The organism is Mycobacterium sp. 852014-52450_SCH5900713, from assembly GCF_001667075.1.
Taxonomy (GTDB): Bacteria; Actinomycetota; Actinomycetes; order Mycobacteriales; family Mycobacteriaceae; genus Mycobacterium.
On record NZ_LZIL01000009.1, the window covers coordinates 100,243 to 117,055 of the forward strand.

Annotated in this window: 19 protein-coding genes; 7 read left to right on the top strand and 12 right to left on the bottom strand. The window is 66.4% G+C overall.

Annotated features, from left to right (window positions below):
- Positions 1 to 62 precede the first annotated feature (62 nt).
- The 6 genes from A5773_RS03130 to lmeA all read right to left on the bottom strand — a co-directional run bounded on the left by A5773_RS03130 (position 63) and on the right by lmeA (position 3,601).
- A complete protein-coding gene (locus A5773_RS03130) occupies positions 63 to 719 on the bottom strand; it encodes an FABP family protein (protein WP_066957915.1) in 657 nt (218 codons plus the stop codon).
- Between the two features lie 145 nt (positions 720 to 864).
- The gene (locus tag A5773_RS03135) at positions 865 to 1,167 is read right to left on the bottom strand and encodes a DUF1416 domain-containing protein (RefSeq protein WP_003877205.1); all 303 of its coding nucleotides are present in this window, start codon (positions 1,165 to 1,167) and stop codon (positions 865 to 867) included.
- Position 1,168: 1 nt separating this feature from the next.
- Positions 1,169 to 2,002, bottom strand: coding sequence for a sulfurtransferase (locus A5773_RS03140; protein WP_066957917.1), 834 nt, complete (start codon positions 2,000 to 2,002; stop codon positions 1,169 to 1,171).
- 35 nt (positions 2,003 to 2,037) lie between these two features.
- Complete coding sequence (locus tag A5773_RS03145) at positions 2,038 to 2,508, bottom strand: DUF4395 domain-containing protein (protein WP_067789352.1); 471 nt, start codon at positions 2,506 to 2,508, stop codon at positions 2,038 to 2,040.
- 106 nt (positions 2,509 to 2,614) lie between these two features.
- Positions 2,615 to 2,704: an Ms5788A family Cys-rich leader peptide gene (locus A5773_RS26725; protein WP_369816355.1), complete on the bottom strand. Its 90-nt coding sequence runs from the start codon at positions 2,702 to 2,704 to the stop codon at positions 2,615 to 2,617.
- 84 nt (positions 2,705 to 2,788) lie between these two features.
- The gene (gene lmeA / locus A5773_RS03150; protein ID WP_067789355.1) at positions 2,789 to 3,601 is read right to left on the bottom strand and encodes a mannan chain length control protein LmeA; all 813 of its coding nucleotides are present in this window, start codon (positions 3,599 to 3,601) and stop codon (positions 2,789 to 2,791) included.
- A 177-nt stretch (positions 3,602 to 3,778) separates the two neighbouring features.
- Here lmeA and A5773_RS03155 point away from each other — a divergent pair, with 177 nt between their 5' ends.
- The 6 genes from A5773_RS03155 (at position 3,779) to pstB (ending at position 9,504) form a co-directional block, all read left to right on the top strand.
- Positions 3,779 to 4,555, top strand: coding sequence for a response regulator transcription factor (locus A5773_RS03155; RefSeq protein ID WP_066957923.1), 777 nt, complete (start codon positions 3,779 to 3,781; stop codon positions 4,553 to 4,555).
- Positions 4,552 to 5,463 (top strand): mycothiol synthase, encoded by a 912-nt coding sequence (gene mshD / locus A5773_RS03160; RefSeq protein ID WP_066957925.1) that lies wholly within the window; start codon positions 4,552 to 4,554, stop codon positions 5,461 to 5,463. The genes A5773_RS03155 and mshD overlap by 4 nt, the downstream gene beginning before the upstream one ends.
- 126 nt (positions 5,464 to 5,589) lie before the next feature.
- Complete coding sequence (gene pstS, locus A5773_RS03165; protein WP_066957927.1) at positions 5,590 to 6,720, top strand: phosphate ABC transporter substrate-binding protein PstS; 1,131 nt, start codon at positions 5,590 to 5,592, stop codon at positions 6,718 to 6,720.
- 48 nt (positions 6,721 to 6,768) lie between these two features.
- Positions 6,769 to 7,803, top strand: a complete 1,035-nt coding sequence (gene pstC / locus A5773_RS03170; protein WP_369817306.1) for a phosphate ABC transporter permease subunit PstC — start codon at positions 6,769 to 6,771, stop codon at positions 7,801 to 7,803.
- A complete protein-coding gene (gene pstA, locus A5773_RS03175; RefSeq protein WP_066958061.1) occupies positions 7,800 to 8,714 on the top strand; it encodes a phosphate ABC transporter permease PstA in 915 nt (304 codons plus the stop codon). Before pstC ends, pstA begins: the two co-directional genes overlap by 4 nt.
- Before the next feature lie 13 nt (positions 8,715 to 8,727).
- Entirely contained in the window at positions 8,728 to 9,504 is a 777-nt protein-coding gene (gene pstB, locus A5773_RS03180; protein ID WP_046186002.1) for a phosphate ABC transporter ATP-binding protein PstB, read from the top strand.
- 17 nt (positions 9,505 to 9,521) lie between these two features.
- On the opposite strand, the gene phoU is transcribed toward pstB, so the two are convergent.
- From phoU to A5773_RS03205, 5 genes are all read right to left on the bottom strand, one after another.
- Positions 9,522 to 10,190 (bottom strand): phosphate signaling complex protein PhoU, encoded by a 669-nt coding sequence (gene phoU / locus A5773_RS03185; protein ID WP_066957929.1) that lies wholly within the window; start codon positions 10,188 to 10,190, stop codon positions 9,522 to 9,524.
- Positions 10,191 to 10,248: 58 nt separating this feature from the next.
- Positions 10,249 to 12,291, bottom strand: coding sequence for an LCP family protein (locus tag A5773_RS03190; RefSeq protein ID WP_067263667.1), 2,043 nt, complete (start codon positions 12,289 to 12,291; stop codon positions 10,249 to 10,251).
- 221 nt (positions 12,292 to 12,512) lie between these two features.
- Positions 12,513 to 13,646, bottom strand: coding sequence for a tRNA dihydrouridine synthase DusB (gene dusB / locus A5773_RS03195; RefSeq protein WP_067789357.1), 1,134 nt, complete (start codon positions 13,644 to 13,646; stop codon positions 12,513 to 12,515).
- Positions 13,647 to 13,653: 7 nt separating this feature from the next.
- Positions 13,654 to 14,676, bottom strand: coding sequence for an acyl-ACP desaturase (locus tag A5773_RS03200; protein ID WP_067789359.1), 1,023 nt, complete (start codon positions 14,674 to 14,676; stop codon positions 13,654 to 13,656).
- A gap of 183 nt (positions 14,677 to 14,859) precedes the next feature.
- Positions 14,860 to 15,465 carry a TetR/AcrR family transcriptional regulator gene (locus A5773_RS03205; RefSeq protein ID WP_067789361.1) on the bottom strand — a complete coding sequence of 202 codons (606 nt, stop codon included), beginning with the start codon at positions 15,463 to 15,465 and terminating at the stop codon, positions 14,860 to 14,862.
- A 67-nt stretch (positions 15,466 to 15,532) separates the two neighbouring features.
- Between A5773_RS03205 and A5773_RS03210 the strand changes: the two genes are divergently transcribed.
- Positions 15,533 to 16,573: an oxygenase MpaB family protein gene (locus tag A5773_RS03210; protein ID WP_082948068.1), complete on the top strand. Its 1,041-nt coding sequence runs from the start codon at positions 15,533 to 15,535 to the stop codon at positions 16,571 to 16,573.
- A gap of 6 nt (positions 16,574 to 16,579) precedes the next feature.
- Here the strand turns inward: A5773_RS03210 and A5773_RS03215 are convergent, their stop codons facing one another.
- Entirely contained in the window at positions 16,580 to 16,780 is a 201-nt protein-coding gene (locus A5773_RS03215; protein ID WP_067789364.1) for a zinc transporter Slc39a7, read from the bottom strand.
- Positions 16,781 to 16,813 lie beyond the last annotated feature (33 nt).

A 16,813-nucleotide genomic window follows, 5' to 3' on the forward strand; every position in this document is an offset into this window, starting at 1 on the left:
CGTGGTTGCACGCACATGATGACACTGGAGACGACCGCTTGGAGGCTGAATGAGCTGGGCGGTTACCCGGCGTACCGCGAGAGCCGCGCCGAAAGGTGGGGAACGAGGCCGCCGTCGGCGTCCACCCGTTCCTCGACATAGGCCAGGTCGCCGCCCTCGACGATCCCGTAGAGCCGTTTGGCACCGCCGACCAGCACACCCGATCGGCTGCGGGCCAGCGCATCGGTCACCAGCTCCCACGACGACTGGGTACGGGGCCGTCCGTAGAACAGTTCCACGTACCCGGCCGAGTGGGCCAACAGCAACTCGATGGCCTGAGACTCGGTGGGGTCGTCGGGATCGCTGACAAAGCGCCAGAAGCCCGTTTCGCGCAAGCCGTGTGCCTGGTAATCGCCCGTCTCGTCGAGCCGCCACGAGCGGGATTCCCAGTTCAGGTAGTCGCCGCCGTCGTGCGAGACCACAATCTGCTGGCCGAAACGGTAATCCCCGTCGTGTCCGCGGCCCTCGCCTTCTCCGCGCCACACACCGACGAGCGGCAGCAGCGCCAGCAGTGCGTCATGCAGGTTGGCGCCTTCGCGCAGGTTGGCGGTGTCGGCGGGAAGCGGCAGGTCGTCGAAGGCGGGAATGTTGCGGCCGGCGGTCAGCTTGGCGCGCTCAGCGGCGGCGGCCACCGCGCGATCGCCGGAGCTCGCAGAAGAACCCAGGTCGTCAGCGGTCACGATTCGTCGGTGATGAGCCGGTACAGCGTGTAGAGCGCGAACCATGAGATCACCACGACGGCGACGACCAGCATGATCTCGAAGAAGAGCACCACGGGGACAAGTCTATTCGCCGCGGGAGATCCCGGTCAGGGCAGCCGGGGTCTCAGGCGATCTTGACGTCCACCTCGTGGATGCCCGCGCCCGACGGGGTCACCACGGCGTTCCCGTTGCCGGCCGCCGACAACGCCCGCAGCGTCCAGGACCCCGGCGCCGCGAAGAATCGGAAGTCGCCCGTGGCCGACGCGACGACCTCGGCGGTGAACTCGTCCGACGAGTCGAGCAAGCGGACGAACGCGCCACCCACCGCCTGGCCGTCGCTGTCCACGACCCGGCCGGTGATCACCGTTTCCTTCTCCAAGTCGACGCTGGCGGGCAACGTCACTCCTTGCTTCGGGGCAGAGCACATATCAGCTTCCCAACTCAATCGGGGCACCCACCAGGGAGCCGTATTCCGTCCAACTTCCGTCGTAGTTCTTGACGTTTTTGTGGCCGAGTAATTCCCGGAGCACGAACCAGGTGTGCGACGAACGCTCTCCGATGCGGCAGTACGCGATCGTTTCCTTGGTGCCGTCCAGTCCGGCGTCGGCGTAGAGCTTGGCCAGCTCCTCGTCGGATTTGAAGGTCCCGTCCTCGTTGGCGGCCTTGCTCCACGGCACGTTGATCGCTCCGGGGATATGGCCGGGACGCTGGCTCTGCTCCTGCGGCAGATGCGCCGGCGCCAGGATCTTGCCGGAGAACTCGTCGGGTGAGCGCACGTCGACCAGGTTCTTGGCGTTGATGGCAGCGATGACCTCGTCGCGGAAAGCCCGGATGCTGTTGTCCGGGGCGGCGGCGGTGTAAGAGGTTGCGGGCCGGGTGACCGTGTCGCTGGACAGTGCACGCCCATCGAGTTCCCACTTCTTACGGCCGCCGTCGAGCAGCTTGACCTTGTCATGGCCGTACAGCTTGAAGTACCAGTAGGCGTAGGCGGCGAACCAGTTGTTGTTGCCGCCGTAAAGGATCACGGTGTCGTCGTTGGAGATGCCGCGTTCGCTGAGCAGTTTCGAGAATTGCTGCGCATCGACGAAGTCCCGCTTCACCGGGTCCTGCAAGTCGGAACGCCAGTCCAGCCTGATCGCGCCGGGGATGTGGCCGGTGTCGTATGCGCTGGTGTCCTCGTCGACTTCGACGAAGACGACACCGGCTGCGTCGAGATTGCTCTCGGCCCAGTCCGCGGAGACCAGGACGTCGGAGCGTGCCATGCGGGGGATCCTTTCGATCGCTTTCTATGAACAGGTCATGTGGTGCGCGCGGCTCCTCGGAAACGCGCAACCAGTGGGTAGAGCTGGCAACCCAGGCAGGTGCCGAAGGCGGCGTTCAGGAACGCGGCGACCAGCGCCCCGGCGGTGGCGATGACGCCGACCAAGAAGGCGCCCGCGGCGAACGCGACGGCACCCACGAGCGCAAAGATCAAGCCGACGAGTTGGGCGAACTTCAGCGGTGCGACCGGTTCGCGCTCGGTGACGGGACCGATCCGGGGTGCAACGACGAGGGCGAATATCCGCCCATAGGGATGCTTGCGCGGGCCGCCCGCGGCGCCGATGGCGAAGACAATGGCCTGCACCCCCAGAATGACCGCCGCCGCCAGCGGACTCGCGGCGGACACGGCAAGCGTGAGCACCAGGACCGCGGTGGTCACCCAGGCGGCGAACCTGGGGCCGCGCACGTCGACGGTGTCCGGCTGGGTGTTGGTGTTGCTGATCGGCACGGTACTACTCCTGAATACGCCTGCTGCTGAGGGAACGAACGACGGGAGACGGGCCACGGTAACGTTCCGAGGCTGCTCCGAGTGCGGCGCGAAAGTGCGCGGCGACTCAGCAGCTACAGCGACAGCAACAGCCCGCGGTGCGGCACAGATCGACTGCGCGGCGTTGGGTGAGCAGGGGCTCAATGCGGGCTAGCACGTCGGCAAGCTTACCGAATGACGTTCAGTGATCAAATCCAGCGGCGGTCGCCCCGCGGACCGCAAGCCGTCGGCGATGGCGGGGTCACGACTGCTTGAAGCCGTCCAGATCGACGGTCACTCCATAACTGATGCCCTCGATGATCACGTCTGAGCCGCGCGCGCCCTCGGTCTTCGGTGCCACCCCGAACGGGAGCCGCTGGTTGGGCACCCGGGTGGTGAAGGCGCGCAGCACCGCATCCCGCTTGTCATCCGGAACGGCTTGATCCGCGGTGTCCGCCCCGGTCAGGACGCCGGTCGGAGTGATCACCAGCGTCGACTGGTCGTCCGGGGCGATGGAAAGGTCCACCGAGACGCTGACCCGGTGCTCGAAGTTGGCCGAGTGCGGGGTGCCGCTGAACACCAGACCGTGGCTGTCGGAGATGCCCGACGCGGTGACGCCGCCGGTGGCGGTATTGGTCTCCTTCGGCGGCGCCTCGACCATCAGGTCGCTGATGCCCAGATAGCGGCCCAGGTGGGTCGAGCCGATGATGATGCGGCTCTCCAGTTTGCCCACCGGCAGCTTCGCGGCAGGTTCGATCAGCCAAGACGTGTGGGTCAGGTCGACCGCGTACATGGTGGCTTCGAGGGTGGCCTTGCCGACCGTTGCATGGTCGACGGCGTTGGCTTTGATCTCCACCTGGTTGTAGTGGTGGCGCATCGCCTGCGGGATGAAGGGAAACGCCACGATGGCCACGAACGGGTCGGACCTCAGATTGGCCGCCTTGCGCACGCTGCAGGACAGCCGGTATTCGGCGTAGATGCTGCTTCCGTAGTCGACAACAACGGCACCGACCACAACAGCGGCCAGCGCGATCGCCACGGCCACCACCCCGATCAGGACCTTGCGCACCCGCATATTGTCGCGTAGCCCCCTGCGCGCCGTGCCGCGGACCACCCGGGTGGCGGGGCTCACACTGCATCGTCACCACGCAAAAATGGCAGGTGGCAAGTTATCGTTAGGTGGCCTGGCAACTAACGCGTCGTTGCGTTGCGAATTGTGGAAGATGCCGTTCCCCCGAGCTGGAGGGGCTAGTTGGAGCTATTACTGCTGACCTCGGAGCTGCATCCCGACCCGGTCCTGCCGTCGTTGTCGCTGCTTCCCCACACCGTCCGCACGGCACCGGCGGAGCCGTCCTCGTTGCTCGAGGCTGGGACTGCGGACGCCGTGCTGGTGGACGCGCGCACCGATTTGTCGTCGGCCCGTGGCCTTTGCCGGCTGTTGAGCACCGCGGGCCGGTCGGTCCCCGTCTTGGCTGTCGTGAGTGAAGGCGGTCTGGTGGCGGTCAGCGCCGACTGGGGGCTGGACGAGATCCTGCTGCCGAGCACCGGGCCCGCCGAGATCGACGCCAGGCTGCGGCTGGTGGTCGGGCGCCGCGGCGGGCTGGCCGACCAGGAAAGCGCCGGCAAGGTGAGCCTGGGTGAGCTGGTGATCGACGAGGGCACCTACACCGCGAGACTGCGGGGCCGCCCGCTCGACCTGACCTACAAAGAGTTCGAGTTGCTCAAGTACCTCGCCCAGCATGCCGGGCGGGTATTCACCCGCGCGCAGCTCCTGCACGAAGTCTGGGGATACGACTTCTTCGGCGGCACCCGCACCGTGGATGTCCACGTGCGTCGGCTGCGCGCCAAACTCGGCCCCGAATACGAGGCATTGATCGGCACCGTCCGCAACGTCGGCTACAAAGCCGTCCGGCCTGCACGTGGCCGCGCCCCGATCGCCGACGCCACTGACGACGAAGCCGCCGCCGACGTCGAGTCCGACTCGGAGGAAATGCAAGAACCCCTGGGCGACCCGTTGCGCAGTCAGTGACCGCGCCCGAGTGGCGCTCGGCGCTGACCGCGGACGAGCAGCGGCAAGTGCGCGAACTAGTCACGGCGACAACGGAATTCGATGGGGTGGCGCCCGTCGGTGAACAGGTGCTGCGCGAGCTCGCGCACGATCGCACCGGGCATCTGCTCATCACCGAGACCGACGGGACCGTCGGTTACCTCAATCTCTCGCACGACGCAGAAGCCGCGATGGCGGAACTCGTCGTGCATCCGCGGGTCCGCCGGCACGGCTTCGGGACGGCGCTGGCGCGTGCGGCCCTGGCCGAGACCGGCGGACGGAACCGGTTCTGGGCGCACGGCACACTCGAGCCGGCCCGGGCCACCGCCGACGCGCTGGGCCTCGTCCCGGTACGCGAATTGCTGCAGATGCGCCGCACGCTGCGTGACACCCACGACTTGGTCCGGCCCGTTCCCGGCGTGCGGGTCCGCACCTACGCGGGAACGGCCGACGACGCTGAACTGCTGCGAGTCAACAACGCCGCCTTCGCCGACCATCCCGAACAGGGCGGCTGGACCGAAACGCAGCTGGCCGAGCGGCGCAACGAGCCGTGGTTCGACCCGGACGGCTTGTTCCTCGCTTTCGGCGTCTCCGAAACCGATCAGCCGGGCAAGCTGCTGGGCTTCCATTGGACCAAGGTGCATCCCGATCAACCCGGCCTGGGGGAGGTCTACGTCGTGGGCGTCGACCCGTCGGCGCAGGGGCGGGGTCTGGGACAGATGCTGACGGCCATCGGGATCGGGTCGTTGGCGCAGCGGCTGGCCGGGGCGGCCGAACCGACCGTGCTGCTCTACGTGGAGTCGGACAACGTCGCCGCGGTGCGCACCTACCAGCGCCTGGGCTTTACCACCTACAGCGTGGACACCGCCTACGCCGTCGCCTCCGACTGACGGACGCGTGGGCGCGAACCGAATGCGCGGGATGCGGCAGCGCATATTTTCGCGACGACCTGGCAACCTGTTGGGAGATGGCCGGCGAGGCACACGCGGGCCCGTAGGGGGCAGGAAGCTAGATCGGTGAGGCTCGACAGGGGTGGTGGCAGAGCGCTGGCGGTGCTGGCGGTGGTGGTCGCAGTCGGTATCGGCGCATTGACCGGCTGTGGCAGCGACCAGAACCACCGCGACGCTTCGGCGGCAGCCGTCTCCGGGCCCACCGGCACGGCGGGATGCAGCGGCAAAAACAAGCTGACGGCGGAAGGCTCGACGGCCCAACAAAACGCGATGGCGTTGTTCAACCAGGTCTGGGGCCAGTACTGCCCGGGCAAGAGCGTGTCGTACAACCCGACCGGTTCGGGCGCCGGCCGCGAGCAGTTCATCGCCGGCCACGTCGACTTCGCGGGCGCCGACTCGCCGCTGGCCTCCGATCAGATCGGTCCGGCCGCCGCACGATGCGATGGAAACCCGGCGTGGGACTTGCCGCTGGTGTTCGGGCCGATCGCATTGGTCTACAACCTGGCCGGAGTGCCGGCATTGGTGGTGAGCAGTGACGCGTTGGCCAAGATCTTCAGCGGACGGATCACCGCCTGGAATGACCCCATCCTGGCGGCCCTCAATCCCGGCGTCGTGCTGCCCGATACCAAGATCGCACCGATCTACCGGACGGACTCGTCGGGAACGACCGACAACATGCAGAAATATCTGACGGCCGCCGCGCCGCAGAGCTGGACCAAAGGCGTGGGCACCGAATTTCAGGGCGGGGTGGGCGAAGGCGCCATGAAGTCGGCCGGCGTCGTCCAGGCCGTGCGGGCGACGCCGGGCGCGATCGGATACGTCGAGAAGGGCTTCGCCGACCAGGGCGGTATGCCGTACGCCCAGATCGCCACCAATAAGGGCGTCGCGGTCCCGCTCACCAACGAGACGGCCGGGAATGCGGTGAAGGCTGCCAACTTCGTGGCCGACGGCAACGACCTGGTGCTGGACCTCAACTCGATGTACCGCTCCCAGGAACCGAGTGTCTATCCGCTGGTCCTGGCGACGTACGAGATCGTGTGTTCGAAGGGCTCCGACCCGGACACCTCCGGCGCGATCAAGTCGTTCCTCACGGTCGCCGCCGGCAGCGGGCAGACCGAGCTTCCCTCGGCCGGCTATGTCCCGCTGCCCGATAGGGTCAAAGAGCGACTGGTTGCCGCGATCAACGCTCTGCAGTGACCAAGTGGCCCCGCGCTTAAGGAGCGAGTGAACTGTGCTGGGATCACAGTGACTACGCCAAACCCGATCGACGCCGGCTCGGGCGCGACCGTTGCCGCGCCGTTCCCGGAGGCGCCGACGATACCGATCAACCCATGGGGTGATGCGCGCCCCCACGTCGGGGATCGCGCGTTCCGTTGGCTGGCCAAGAGCTCAGGCTTGCTGATCGTCGTCGTCATCGGTGCAATCGGCGGCTTCCTGCTGCTGTGGGCCATCCCGGCCCTGAGGCGCGATCGGGAGAACTTCTTCAGCTACGGCGGCAACTGGATCACCACCGACACCTCGGCCATGCACTTCGGCATCTCCGACCTGCTGAAGGTCACCATGTTCGTGTCGGCGTTCGCGTTGATCCTGGCCATGCCCGTCGCGTTGGGCGTCGCCATCTTCGTCACGCAGTACTCGCCGCGCCGGGCCGCCGCCTCCTTGGCCTACGCTGTCGATCTGCTGGCGGGGGTGCCGTCCATCATCTACGGCGTGTGGGGCCTGCATGTGCTGGCGCCGCAACTGCGACCCGTGGCCACCTGGCTGAACCACTCCCTGGGCTGGTGCTTCCTGTTCGCCGACGGCAACGCGTCGGTGGCCGGCGGCGGCACCATCTTCACCGGCGGCATCGTCCTGGCGGTGATGATCCTGCCGATCATCACCGCCGTCACCCGCGAGGTTTTCGTCCAGACACCGCAGGATCAGGTCGAGGCCGCGCTGGCCCTCGGCGCCACCCGTTGGGAGGTGGTGAAGACGATCGTGCTGCCGTTCGGGCGGTCGGGATACATCAGCGCAGCGGTGCTGGGACTGGGCCGCGCGATGGGCGAGACGGTCGCGCTGCTGATCATCTTGCGCGGAACCCAGGGGGCGTTCGGCTGGTCGCTGTTCGACGGCGGCTCCACCGTCGCGACCAAGATCGCGGGGACCGTGGCGCAATTCAACGACCAATACAAGGCCGGCGCGTACATCGCGGCGGGGCTGGCGCTGTTCGTGCTCACCTTCCTGGTCGATGCCCTGGCGCGCGGCGCCGCCTCCAGAACCAGATGGGGCGCCGGGCGATGACCTCGATGTTGGACCGCCCGCTGAAGCCGCGCACGTTCGCTCGGCCGAGCCGGCGCCGCCGGGTCGCGGATCATGTTGCGATGGTGCTTGTTTCGCTGTCGATGGTGATTGCGGTGACGCCCCTGCTGTTGGTGCTCTACTCGGTGATCGCCAAGGGCTTCAAGGCGATCGCGTCGACCGTTTGGTGGACTCACTCGCAAGCGGGCATGACGGCCTTCGTGGCCGGCGGCGGCGCCTATCACGCGATCGTCGGCACCGTGTTGCAAGGAGTGGTATGCGCGCTGATCTCCATCCCGATCGGCCTCATGCTCGCCATCTATCTGGCCGAATATGGGGGCGGCACCCCGCTGGGGAGGCTTGCCACGTTCATGGTGGACGTCCTGAGCGGAGTGCCCTCGATCGTGGCGGCGTTGTTCGTCTACGCGCTGTTCGTGGCGACGTTGGGCCTTCCTCGCTCCCAGTTCGCGGTGTCCCTCGCGCTGGTCCTGTTGATGCTGCCGGTGATCGTGCGAGCCACCGAGGAGATGCTGCGGATCGTCCCGGTTGACCTTCGCGAGGCCAGTTATGCGCTGGGCATCCCGAAGTGGAAGACGATCGTCAGGGTCGTGCTTCCCACCGGGGTGTCCGGAATCATCACCGGCATCATGCTGGCGGTGGCCAGGGTGATGGGCGAGACGGCCCCATTGCTGATTCTCGTCGGTTACTCGCAATCTATGAGCTTCGACATCTTCAGTGGATTCATGGGGACGCTACCCGGCATGATGTACAACCAGACCAGCGCCGGCGCCGGCGTTAACCCGGTCCCCACGGATCGGTTGTGGGGTGCCGCCCTAACCCTCATCCTGGTGATCGCCACCCTCAACATCGGGGCCCGAGTGACAGCGAAGTTTCTTGGCGCCAGAAAGTCATAGGCAGGAGCACTAAGTGGCAAAGCGGTTGGACCTCAAAGCCGTCAACATCTACTACGGTTCGTTTCACGCGGTAGGGGATGTGACGCTGTCCATCCTGCCCCGCAGTGTGACCGCGTTCATCGGCCCGTCCGGCTGCGGCAAGACGACGGTGCTGCGCACGCTCAACCGGATGCACGAGGTGGTCCCCGGCGGCCGGGTTGAGGGCAGCGTGCTCCTCGACGACGAGGACATCTACGGCGCCGGGGTCGACCCGGTCGGCGTGCGCCGGGCGATCGGAATGGTGTTCCAGCGGCCGAACCCGTTCCCCGCCATGTCGATTCGCGACAACGTGGTGGCGGGTTTGAAGCTGCAGGGCGTGCGCAATCGCAAGGTGCTCGACGAGACCGCTGAATACTCGCTGCGCGGCGCGAACCTGTGGGACGAGGTCAAGGACCGGTTGGACAGGCCGGGCGGCGGATTATCCGGCGGCCAGCAGCAGCGGTTGTGCATCGCGCGGGCGATCGCCGTGCAGCCCGACGTGCTGCTCATGGACGAGCCGTGCTCCGCGCTGGACCCGATCTCGACGATGGCCATCGAGGAGCTGATCAGCGAGCTGAAGCAGGACTACACGATCGTCATCGTCACCCACAACATGCAGCAGGCGGCGCGAGTCAGCGACTACACCGCGTTCTTCAACCTGGAAGCCGTCGGAAAACCGGGGCGGTTGATCGAGGTCGACGACACCGAGAAGATCTTCTCCAACCCGAGCCAGAAGGCGACAGAGGATTACATCTCCGGCCGCTTCGGCTAGCCCGGCCCCGGTTTCGCTTACTGCGAGGTGGGTTTCGTTTCTTCTTCGGGCAGCTTGCCGGTCGCCTGGAAGATGACGCGCCTGGCCACTTCGACCGCGTGGTCGGCGAAGCGCTCGTAGAACCGGCCCAGGAGCGTCACGTCGACGGCGGCCGCCACACCGTACTTCCATTCGCGGTCCATCAGCACCGAGAACAAATGGCGGTGCAGGTCGTCCATGGCGTCGTCCTCTTCGCGGATCCGGGCGGCTTTCTCCGGATCGCGTGACATCACCACTTCTTGCGCGCTGTTCCCCAATTCGACTGCAACCCTGCCCATTTCGGCGAAGTAGCCATTGACCTCTTCGGGCAGCGCGTGCTGAGGATGCCGACGTCGGGCGATCTTCGCGACGTGCAGGGCCAGCGCGCCCATCCGGTCGATGTCGGCCACCATTTGAATAGCGCTCACGATGGACCGCAGATCACCGGCGACCGGCGCCTGCAAGGCCAGTAGCACGAAGGCGCTTTCCTCGGCTCGGGCGCTGAGGGTGGCGATCTTCTCGTGGTCCGAGATCACCTGTTCGGCCAGCACCAGATCGGCCTGCAGCAGGGCTTGGGTGGCCCGCTCCATGGCGATGCCCGCCAGCCCGCACATCTCGCCGAGCCGCTCGGATAACTCCGAGAGTTGCTCGTGGTAGGCGGTCCGCATATCGCCAAGCCTACGTTCTCGGCTGAGAAAAAGAGCGGTGGAGCGCCGCCAAAGGCGCTTACTCGCAGGTGGTGTCGGCGGCGTTGGTGACGGTCAGGTCCTCGGGCAGCTTGGCCGGCGCGCTGCCCGAGCCGCGTTCGATCTGCAAGCTGATCGACGAGCCGCTCGGTTGGGGAGTGGCGACCGACTTGAAGTCGGGTCCGAGCACCACCTGAACGACCTGCCCGTAGCCGGACACTCGCTGCACCTTCGCATTGGCGAAGGAAGACGCCACGGTCGCCGCCGCCTGCTCGTTGCCGGGCGAGAACAACACCGTCGTCGTGTTCACTGAGCTCGGGTAGTCGTCCGGCGTCATCACGTTGAAGCCGTCCCGCTTGAGCTGGGTGGTCGCGGTGGCCGCGAGGCCGCTCTGGGTCGTCGCGTTGGAGACGCGCACCGTGACATCACCGGGCGTGGTCGTGGTGACCTGCTCATGCCGGGCCTCGGGCGCCGCGGTAGGGGCGGGTGCCTTCTTGGTGGCGGGTGCCTTCGTCTGCCCGCCGGACTTGTCGTCAGAGGTCCCGAGATTCTTTGCGTTCTGGTCGTTTTCCTCGGGCAGCGGATCGTCGTTGATGATGGCGTCGAACAGCGCCCGCATGTCGGCCATGCGCGGCGGTTCGTCGCCGTTCTGGTCGGTGACGCCGGTCGGCACGGTGACGAACGTGACGTGCCCGGCCGCCATGCCTTGCAACGACTGACCGAGTTGGATCAAATCCTTCGACTGCACGTTGTCGACGACGGTGTCGCTGATGAACATGTTGACGACATTGTTGAGCTTGTTCAGGTCGAGCAGCGTGTCCTCGGAGATCAGCGAGCGCAGCAGCGAGGACAGGAATAGCTGCTGGCGTTTGATGCGGCCGTAGTCTCCGTTGGTTTCGGTGGTGACCTGACGGGCTCGCACGTAATTCAGTGCGGTCGAGCCGTCCAGGACCTGGCGGCCGCCGTGGTCGAGCACGGTGCCCAGCTCGTAGTCGTGCAGCGCGGTTTTCGAGCACACCTCCACACCGCCCAGCGCGTCGACCATTTTGGCGAACCCCGCGAAGTCGACGGCGATGAAGCGGTTGATGCTCAGACCGGATAGCTTCTGGATCTCCTTGACCAGACACTTCGGGCCGCCGAAGGCGAATGCCGAGTTCAGTTTGGTCTCGGTGTAGATCATCTTCGGACCCCAGGATTTGGTCTTTGCGTCGTAGAGGGGCCCGTACTTACCCGTCTCCGGGTTCCACGCCTCGCACTGCATCGGGGTGATCGCCAGGTCGCGCGGGAACGACACCGCCACCACGCGTTTGCGGTTTGCCGGAATGTTGACCAGCATCACGGTGTCCGACCGGGCGCCGTCCGCGTCGTCGGTGTTACCGGCGCCCATGTTGGCGTTGTCGCCGGCGCGCGAGTCGAGGCCGACGATCAGGAAATCTTCGTCCCCGTACTGGCCGTTGCGGTCGCGGATGTCGCTGGAGTCCTGGTCGAGAGCGTTGATCGTGTTGAGCCGGGCATTCTTCGACGTACTCCATTGCCACGCCCCGCCGGTCATGGCCAGGGTAAGCGCCGCGAGCACCGCGGCCACCGCGCGCGCGGCCAGCAGCATCGGCCGGCGGCGGCGCCGGGGCGTCCGCCGCTGGGCGTCCGAATCTTCGCCGGATACGGGTCCCTGGCCGCTCGGATATTCGGCGGCGTCGAGGTCGGGGAGCTCCGAGACCGCGTCGAGCGAATAGGCCAGGTCCTCGATCACCTGGGTTTTCTGCAGCTCCACCGGCAGGTCCGATTCGGCTTGGGCCGGTTCGATGGCGGGTTCGACGTCCGGCTCGGCGCGGCGGTGAGTGGACCGGCCGGTCGAAGGGGCACCGAGTTTCGCGATCAGGTCGGCGACGCTGACTCCGCCCGCCGTATGGGATCCGGATTCTTCGTCGTCGGCGGCCCGGGATTGGATGGGCTCGACCGCACTCTCGGTCTGCCAGAGGTGCCGACTGTAGTCAGCCGGCGGCTCGGAGAACCGCTCCCAGGGGGCGGCGCCAAGCGCAGCGCGTCGGGCGTCGCGAGTGGCGTCGTCCTCGGCGTCACTCATGTCTTACCGGCCTCCGAAGCTCTGATGCGGATGTCAGCGTATCCGTGCGCAATGTCGGCCCAGCGCCTGGCGTATCCGCGCAGCGGTCATGCCACCCGTGGGTCGCACTCCTTTGTCGCGCTCGGGCGGCGGCGCGTTACCGATCCGCCGCAGCAACGCGCAATGCAGCAAGGTCCACATCGTACTGAGTTATCTGCCCGGACGCGATTTCGCGCGGTCGATCAGCCTCCGGAGTGCATCACGTCGGCGCCGGCCGGCACAGTGCAGTCGTCCGGGTCGGTGAGCCAGCCTTCGGGCAGTGCCACCCGCGCGGGTGAGCCCTGCCGGCCCCGGGGGCCGCTCGCTGCGTCCGGGAAGGGCACGGTGCCGTCCAATTGGCTTAGCAGCGAATCGAGTTCGTCGAGCGTCTTGACCATCGCCAGCGCTCGGCGCAGCTCCGAGCCGGCCGGGAAGCCGTGCAGGTACCAGCCGATGTGCTTGCGGATGTCGCGCATCCCCTTGTCCTCGCCGAAGTGCGCGGCCAGCAACTGCCCGTGCCGGCGGACGATGCCCGCTACCTCGCCCAACGTGGGCGGCACGGGGGCCGGGCTGTCGGTGAATGCGGCCGACAGTTCGGCGAAGAGCCAGGGCCGGCCCAGGCAGCCGCGTCCGATCACGACGCCGTCGCATCCCGTGCTGGCCATCATCGTCAGGGCGTCGCTGGCGTCGTAGATGTCACCGTTGCCCAGCACCGGGATCGTCCGCACGTGCTGCTTGAGCAGGGCGATCTGCTCCCAGTCTGCGGTGCCCGAGTAGCGCTGCGCCGCCGTGCGGGCGTGCAGCGCGACCGCGGCGGCACCCTCCATTTCGGCGATGCGGCCGGCATCGAGATGCGTGTGGTGCTCGTCATCGATGCCGACGCGGAATTTGACGGTCACCGGGATGTCGGTGCCTTCGGTTGCGCGCACGGCCGCCCCGACGATCTGCCCGAACAGCCGCCGCTTGTACGGCAACGCGGCCCCGCCGCCGCGTTTGGTGACCTTGGGCACCGGACAGCCGAAATTCATGTCGATGTGGTCGGCCAAGCCCTCGTCGGCGATCATCTTGGCCGCGGCGTACGTGGTCGCCGGATCGACCGTGTAGAGCTGCAACGAGCGTGGCGACTCGTCCGGCGCGAAGGTGGTCATGTGCATGGTGACCGGATGCCGCTCGACGAGCGCGCGCGCCGTCACCATCTCGCAGACATAGAGCCCGCTGACGGTGCCGACCTTCGACTGCTCGAGTTCACGACACAGCGTCCGAAACGCGACGTTGGATACGCCCGCCATCGGTGCCAGCACCACCGGGCTGGCGAGCGTGATGGGCCCGATGCGCACCGCGTGGTTACCGCCGGCTCATGGTCAGCGTGCCCGCGGTCTGGTGCAGCTCGAGCGCGGTGGTCCTCTTGCCGGTGCGCGCTTCCCGGTCGAGCTGACGCTGCTTCGAGATCTCGAACTTCTCGCAGGTTTGCTCAAGCTCCTTGATCAGCAGCGCAAGGTCGTCGCGCATGGCGGCGGCCTCTCCGGTGAAGTCCTCACGCTCGAAGATGCGCCATTTCTTCAGCACCGGCATGACCACGTCGTCGAGGTGGATGCGCGGGTCGTACACGCCGCCCACGGCGATGAGGACGGCCTTCCGGCGGAACTCGGGTACCTGGTAGCCCGGCATCTGGAAGTTGCGCAGCACCTTGTGCAGCGACTTCATCGCCTGGTTGGGGGCCGCGGTGAACCCGGCGTCGCTGACATCGCGGTAGAAGATCATGTGCAGGTTTTCGTCGGCCGAGATCTTGGCCAGCAGCTGGTCGGCGATCGTCTCGTTGCACGCCTTGCCGGTGTTGCGGTGGGAGATCCGGGTGGCCAGCTCCTGGAACGTCACGTAGATGACCGAGTCGAACAGGCTTTCGGCAAACAGGTCGGCTCGAATCTGCTGGTTCTGGCCCGGGCTGAAGCCCCGGTTCACCACCTCGACGCGCAGCTTCTCCAGCTCGATCGGATCCACCGCGCGAGTCACCACCAGGTAATCGCGCAGCGCGATCCCGTGCCGGTTCTCCTCGGCGGTCCACCGGTTGACCCACTGGCCCCAGGGGCCGTCCAGGCCGAAGTTCATCGCGATCTCGCGGTGGTACGAGGGGAGGTTGTCTTCCGTCATCAGGTTCTGCACCATCGCCACCTGGGCGAGGTCGGATAGCTTGCTCTGCTCGGGTTCCCAGTCCTGACCCCCGAGCGCGTAGAAGTTCTTGCCGTCTGACCACGGGATGTAGTCGTGCGGGTTCCAGTCCTTATGCATGCTCTCGTGCCGGTTGAGGTAGGTCTCGACGAACGGTTCGAGCTCGTGCAGCAGCTGTAGGTGTGTCAGCTCGGCTGACATAAGGCCTCCAGTTATCTGTGTCGACGGGTAGCAGTCAATATATCTGTGTACATCAGTAGCATCAAGCTGCCTGGCCGCTCCCCGCGGTAACGGTTAGATGCCATATTTTGCTCTTCTCGCGGCCATCAAGTTCACGTTTTATTGAGTTGCCGCCGCGCCAGGCCGACAAACAGTTAGTCGCACTTACCCCAGGTCCGGCGCGGGCACGTACGGGGCCGCCGTGGTGTACAGGATGTCGACGCAGTAATCGATGAATTGTTTGCGCGTCGCGCCGAGCTGTCCGTTCAGGTATGCGGTGAACAGGCTGGACAGGCCACCGACCAGGCTGGTGGCGATCATCTTCTGCAGCGCGGGATCGCCGATCCGCGACAACTTGCGCTGCAGCAGTTCGATGAAGCTGGGCATCCACTCCGCACCCGAGCGCGTCAATACCGGCTCGACCGCCGGTGCCAGCAACAACACGCGCCCGCGGACCGGGTCGTCGACCATCAGCTCGACGAACCTCTCGACGGCCTCCCGCGGGGTATTCGCGGAGGTGAGTGTGTTCATTGCGCGCGTACATACGTCGTCGTAGACCGCGCGCACGAATTCGTCGCGATCCGAGAAGCTTTCGTAGAAGTAGCGTTCGGTCAACGCGGCCTTGCGGCACACGGCACGCACGGTCAACGCCGGTCGGCTGTCGCTGCCGAGCAATTGCACCCCGGCGGCGATGAGGTCGTCGCGGCGGAGGGCAAGGCGATCCCCCAAGGGGACGCCGGTCCAACGGCCCCGTCGTTGACCGGACTGCACACCGCTCCTAAGCTTGAAACTGACAACGCATGTAGTCAGTTTTGCAGATACCTACAGGAACCTAATAGTGCCTCAACATACGTCCGGACCCCGTCCGCTGACCAGCGACGTCGTGCGCGACGCTGCAACCACGGCGGACTCGTCGGCCGGTGTAGCCGGCGGCTGCCCGGTGTCGCCCCTCGGTTACGACGCGCCACCAGTCCCGCTCGGCCCCGAATCGCTGACCTGGCGGTACTTCGGCGACTGGCGCGGCATGCTGCAGGGCCCGTTCGCGGGATCCATGCAGAACATGCACCCGCAGTTGGGCGCCGCTGTGGAGCAACACTCGACGTTCTTCCGGGAACCGTTGCCGCGGGTGATGCGGTCGCTTTACCCGATCGGTGGGGTGGTCTTCGACGGAGACCGGGCTCCGACGACGGGTGCCGAGGTCCGCGACTACCACACCGACATCAAGGGCGTGGATGACCAAGGGCGTCGGTACCACGCACTCAATCCCGACGTCTTTTATTGGGCACACAGCACGTTCTTCATGGGCACAATCCTGGTGGCCGAACGGTTCGGCGGCGGTCTGACCGAAGCCGAAAAGCGCCAACTCTTCGACGAACACATTCAGTGGTACCGGATGTACGGCATGAGCATGCGTCCGGTGCCGAAGACCTGGGAAGAGTTTCAGGTCTACTGGGACCACATGTGTCGCAACGTGTTAGAGGATAATTACGCGACGCGGGCAGTGCTCGATCTGACCATATATGACAAGCTGCCGATCGCTCCGTGGCTCCCGGATTGGCTGTGGGGCGGCCTGACCAAGCTGTCACGGCCGTTCTTCGTCTGGCTCACAGTCGGCTTCTATCACCCAGCCGTTCGCGAACGGTTGGGCTTTCAGTGGACCGGCCGCGACGAGTGGTTGCACCGACGCTTCGGCAACATGGTGCGGCTGATCTTCGCCGTTGTGCCGCCCAGGTACCGCAAGCACCCGCGAGCCCGTGCCGGCCTCGACCGCGCATCCGGGCGCATCCCGGCCGACGCGCCGCTGCCGCAGACGCCGGCACGCAATCTGCCGCCGCTGGACAAGCGCGGCGATCCCATGCACTACTGCCCTCGGGTTTAGCGCCCTCTAGTGCGGGTGACCGTGCACGTCCTCCAGGCCCGCCTGGTGCACGTGCTGATGGCTGTGCTCGGTGCCGTCGGCGTGGCCGTGGGAGTGCTCGTGCTGGACGTGGTCGTGCTCGTGCGCGGTGTGCGTGTGCGCATGAGTGACGTCGCCGTGCCCGTGTTCGTGCGCGTGCGGCGTGTCATGGGTGTGCTGCTCGGTCATGGTGTGACTCCTTGGGTCAAAAGCGTTGTGCCG

What these genes read in the sequence shown, in the direction of transcription:
- A5773_RS03135 (WP_003877205.1), bottom strand. Translation starts at nt 1,167, where the DNA reads ATGTGCTCTGCCCCGAAGCAAGGAGTGACGTTGCCCGCCAGCGTCGAC.
- A5773_RS03140 (WP_066957917.1), bottom strand. Translation starts at nt 2,002, where the DNA reads ATGGCACGCTCCGACGTCCTGGTCTCCGCGGACTGGGCCGAGAGCAAT.
- lmeA (WP_067789355.1), bottom strand. Translation starts at nt 3,601, where the DNA reads ATGCGGGTGCGCAAGGTCCTGATCGGGGTGGTGGCCGTGGCGATCGCG.
- pstA (WP_066958061.1), top strand. Translation starts at nt 7,800, where the DNA reads ATGACCTCGATGTTGGACCGCCCGCTGAAGCCGCGCACGTTCGCTCGG.
- phoU (WP_066957929.1), bottom strand. Translation starts at nt 10,190, where the DNA reads ATGCGGACCGCCTACCACGAGCAACTCTCGGAGTTATCCGAGCGGCTC.
- A5773_RS03190 (WP_067263667.1), bottom strand. Translation starts at nt 12,291, where the DNA reads ATGAGTGACGCCGAGGACGACGCCACTCGCGACGCCCGACGCGCTGCG.
- A5773_RS03200 (WP_067789359.1), bottom strand. Translation starts at nt 14,676, where the DNA reads ATGTCAGCCGAGCTGACACACCTACAGCTGCTGCACGAGCTCGAACCG.
- A5773_RS03215 (WP_067789364.1), bottom strand. Translation starts at nt 16,780, where the DNA reads ATGACCGAGCAGCACACCCATGACACGCCGCACGCGCACGAACACGGG.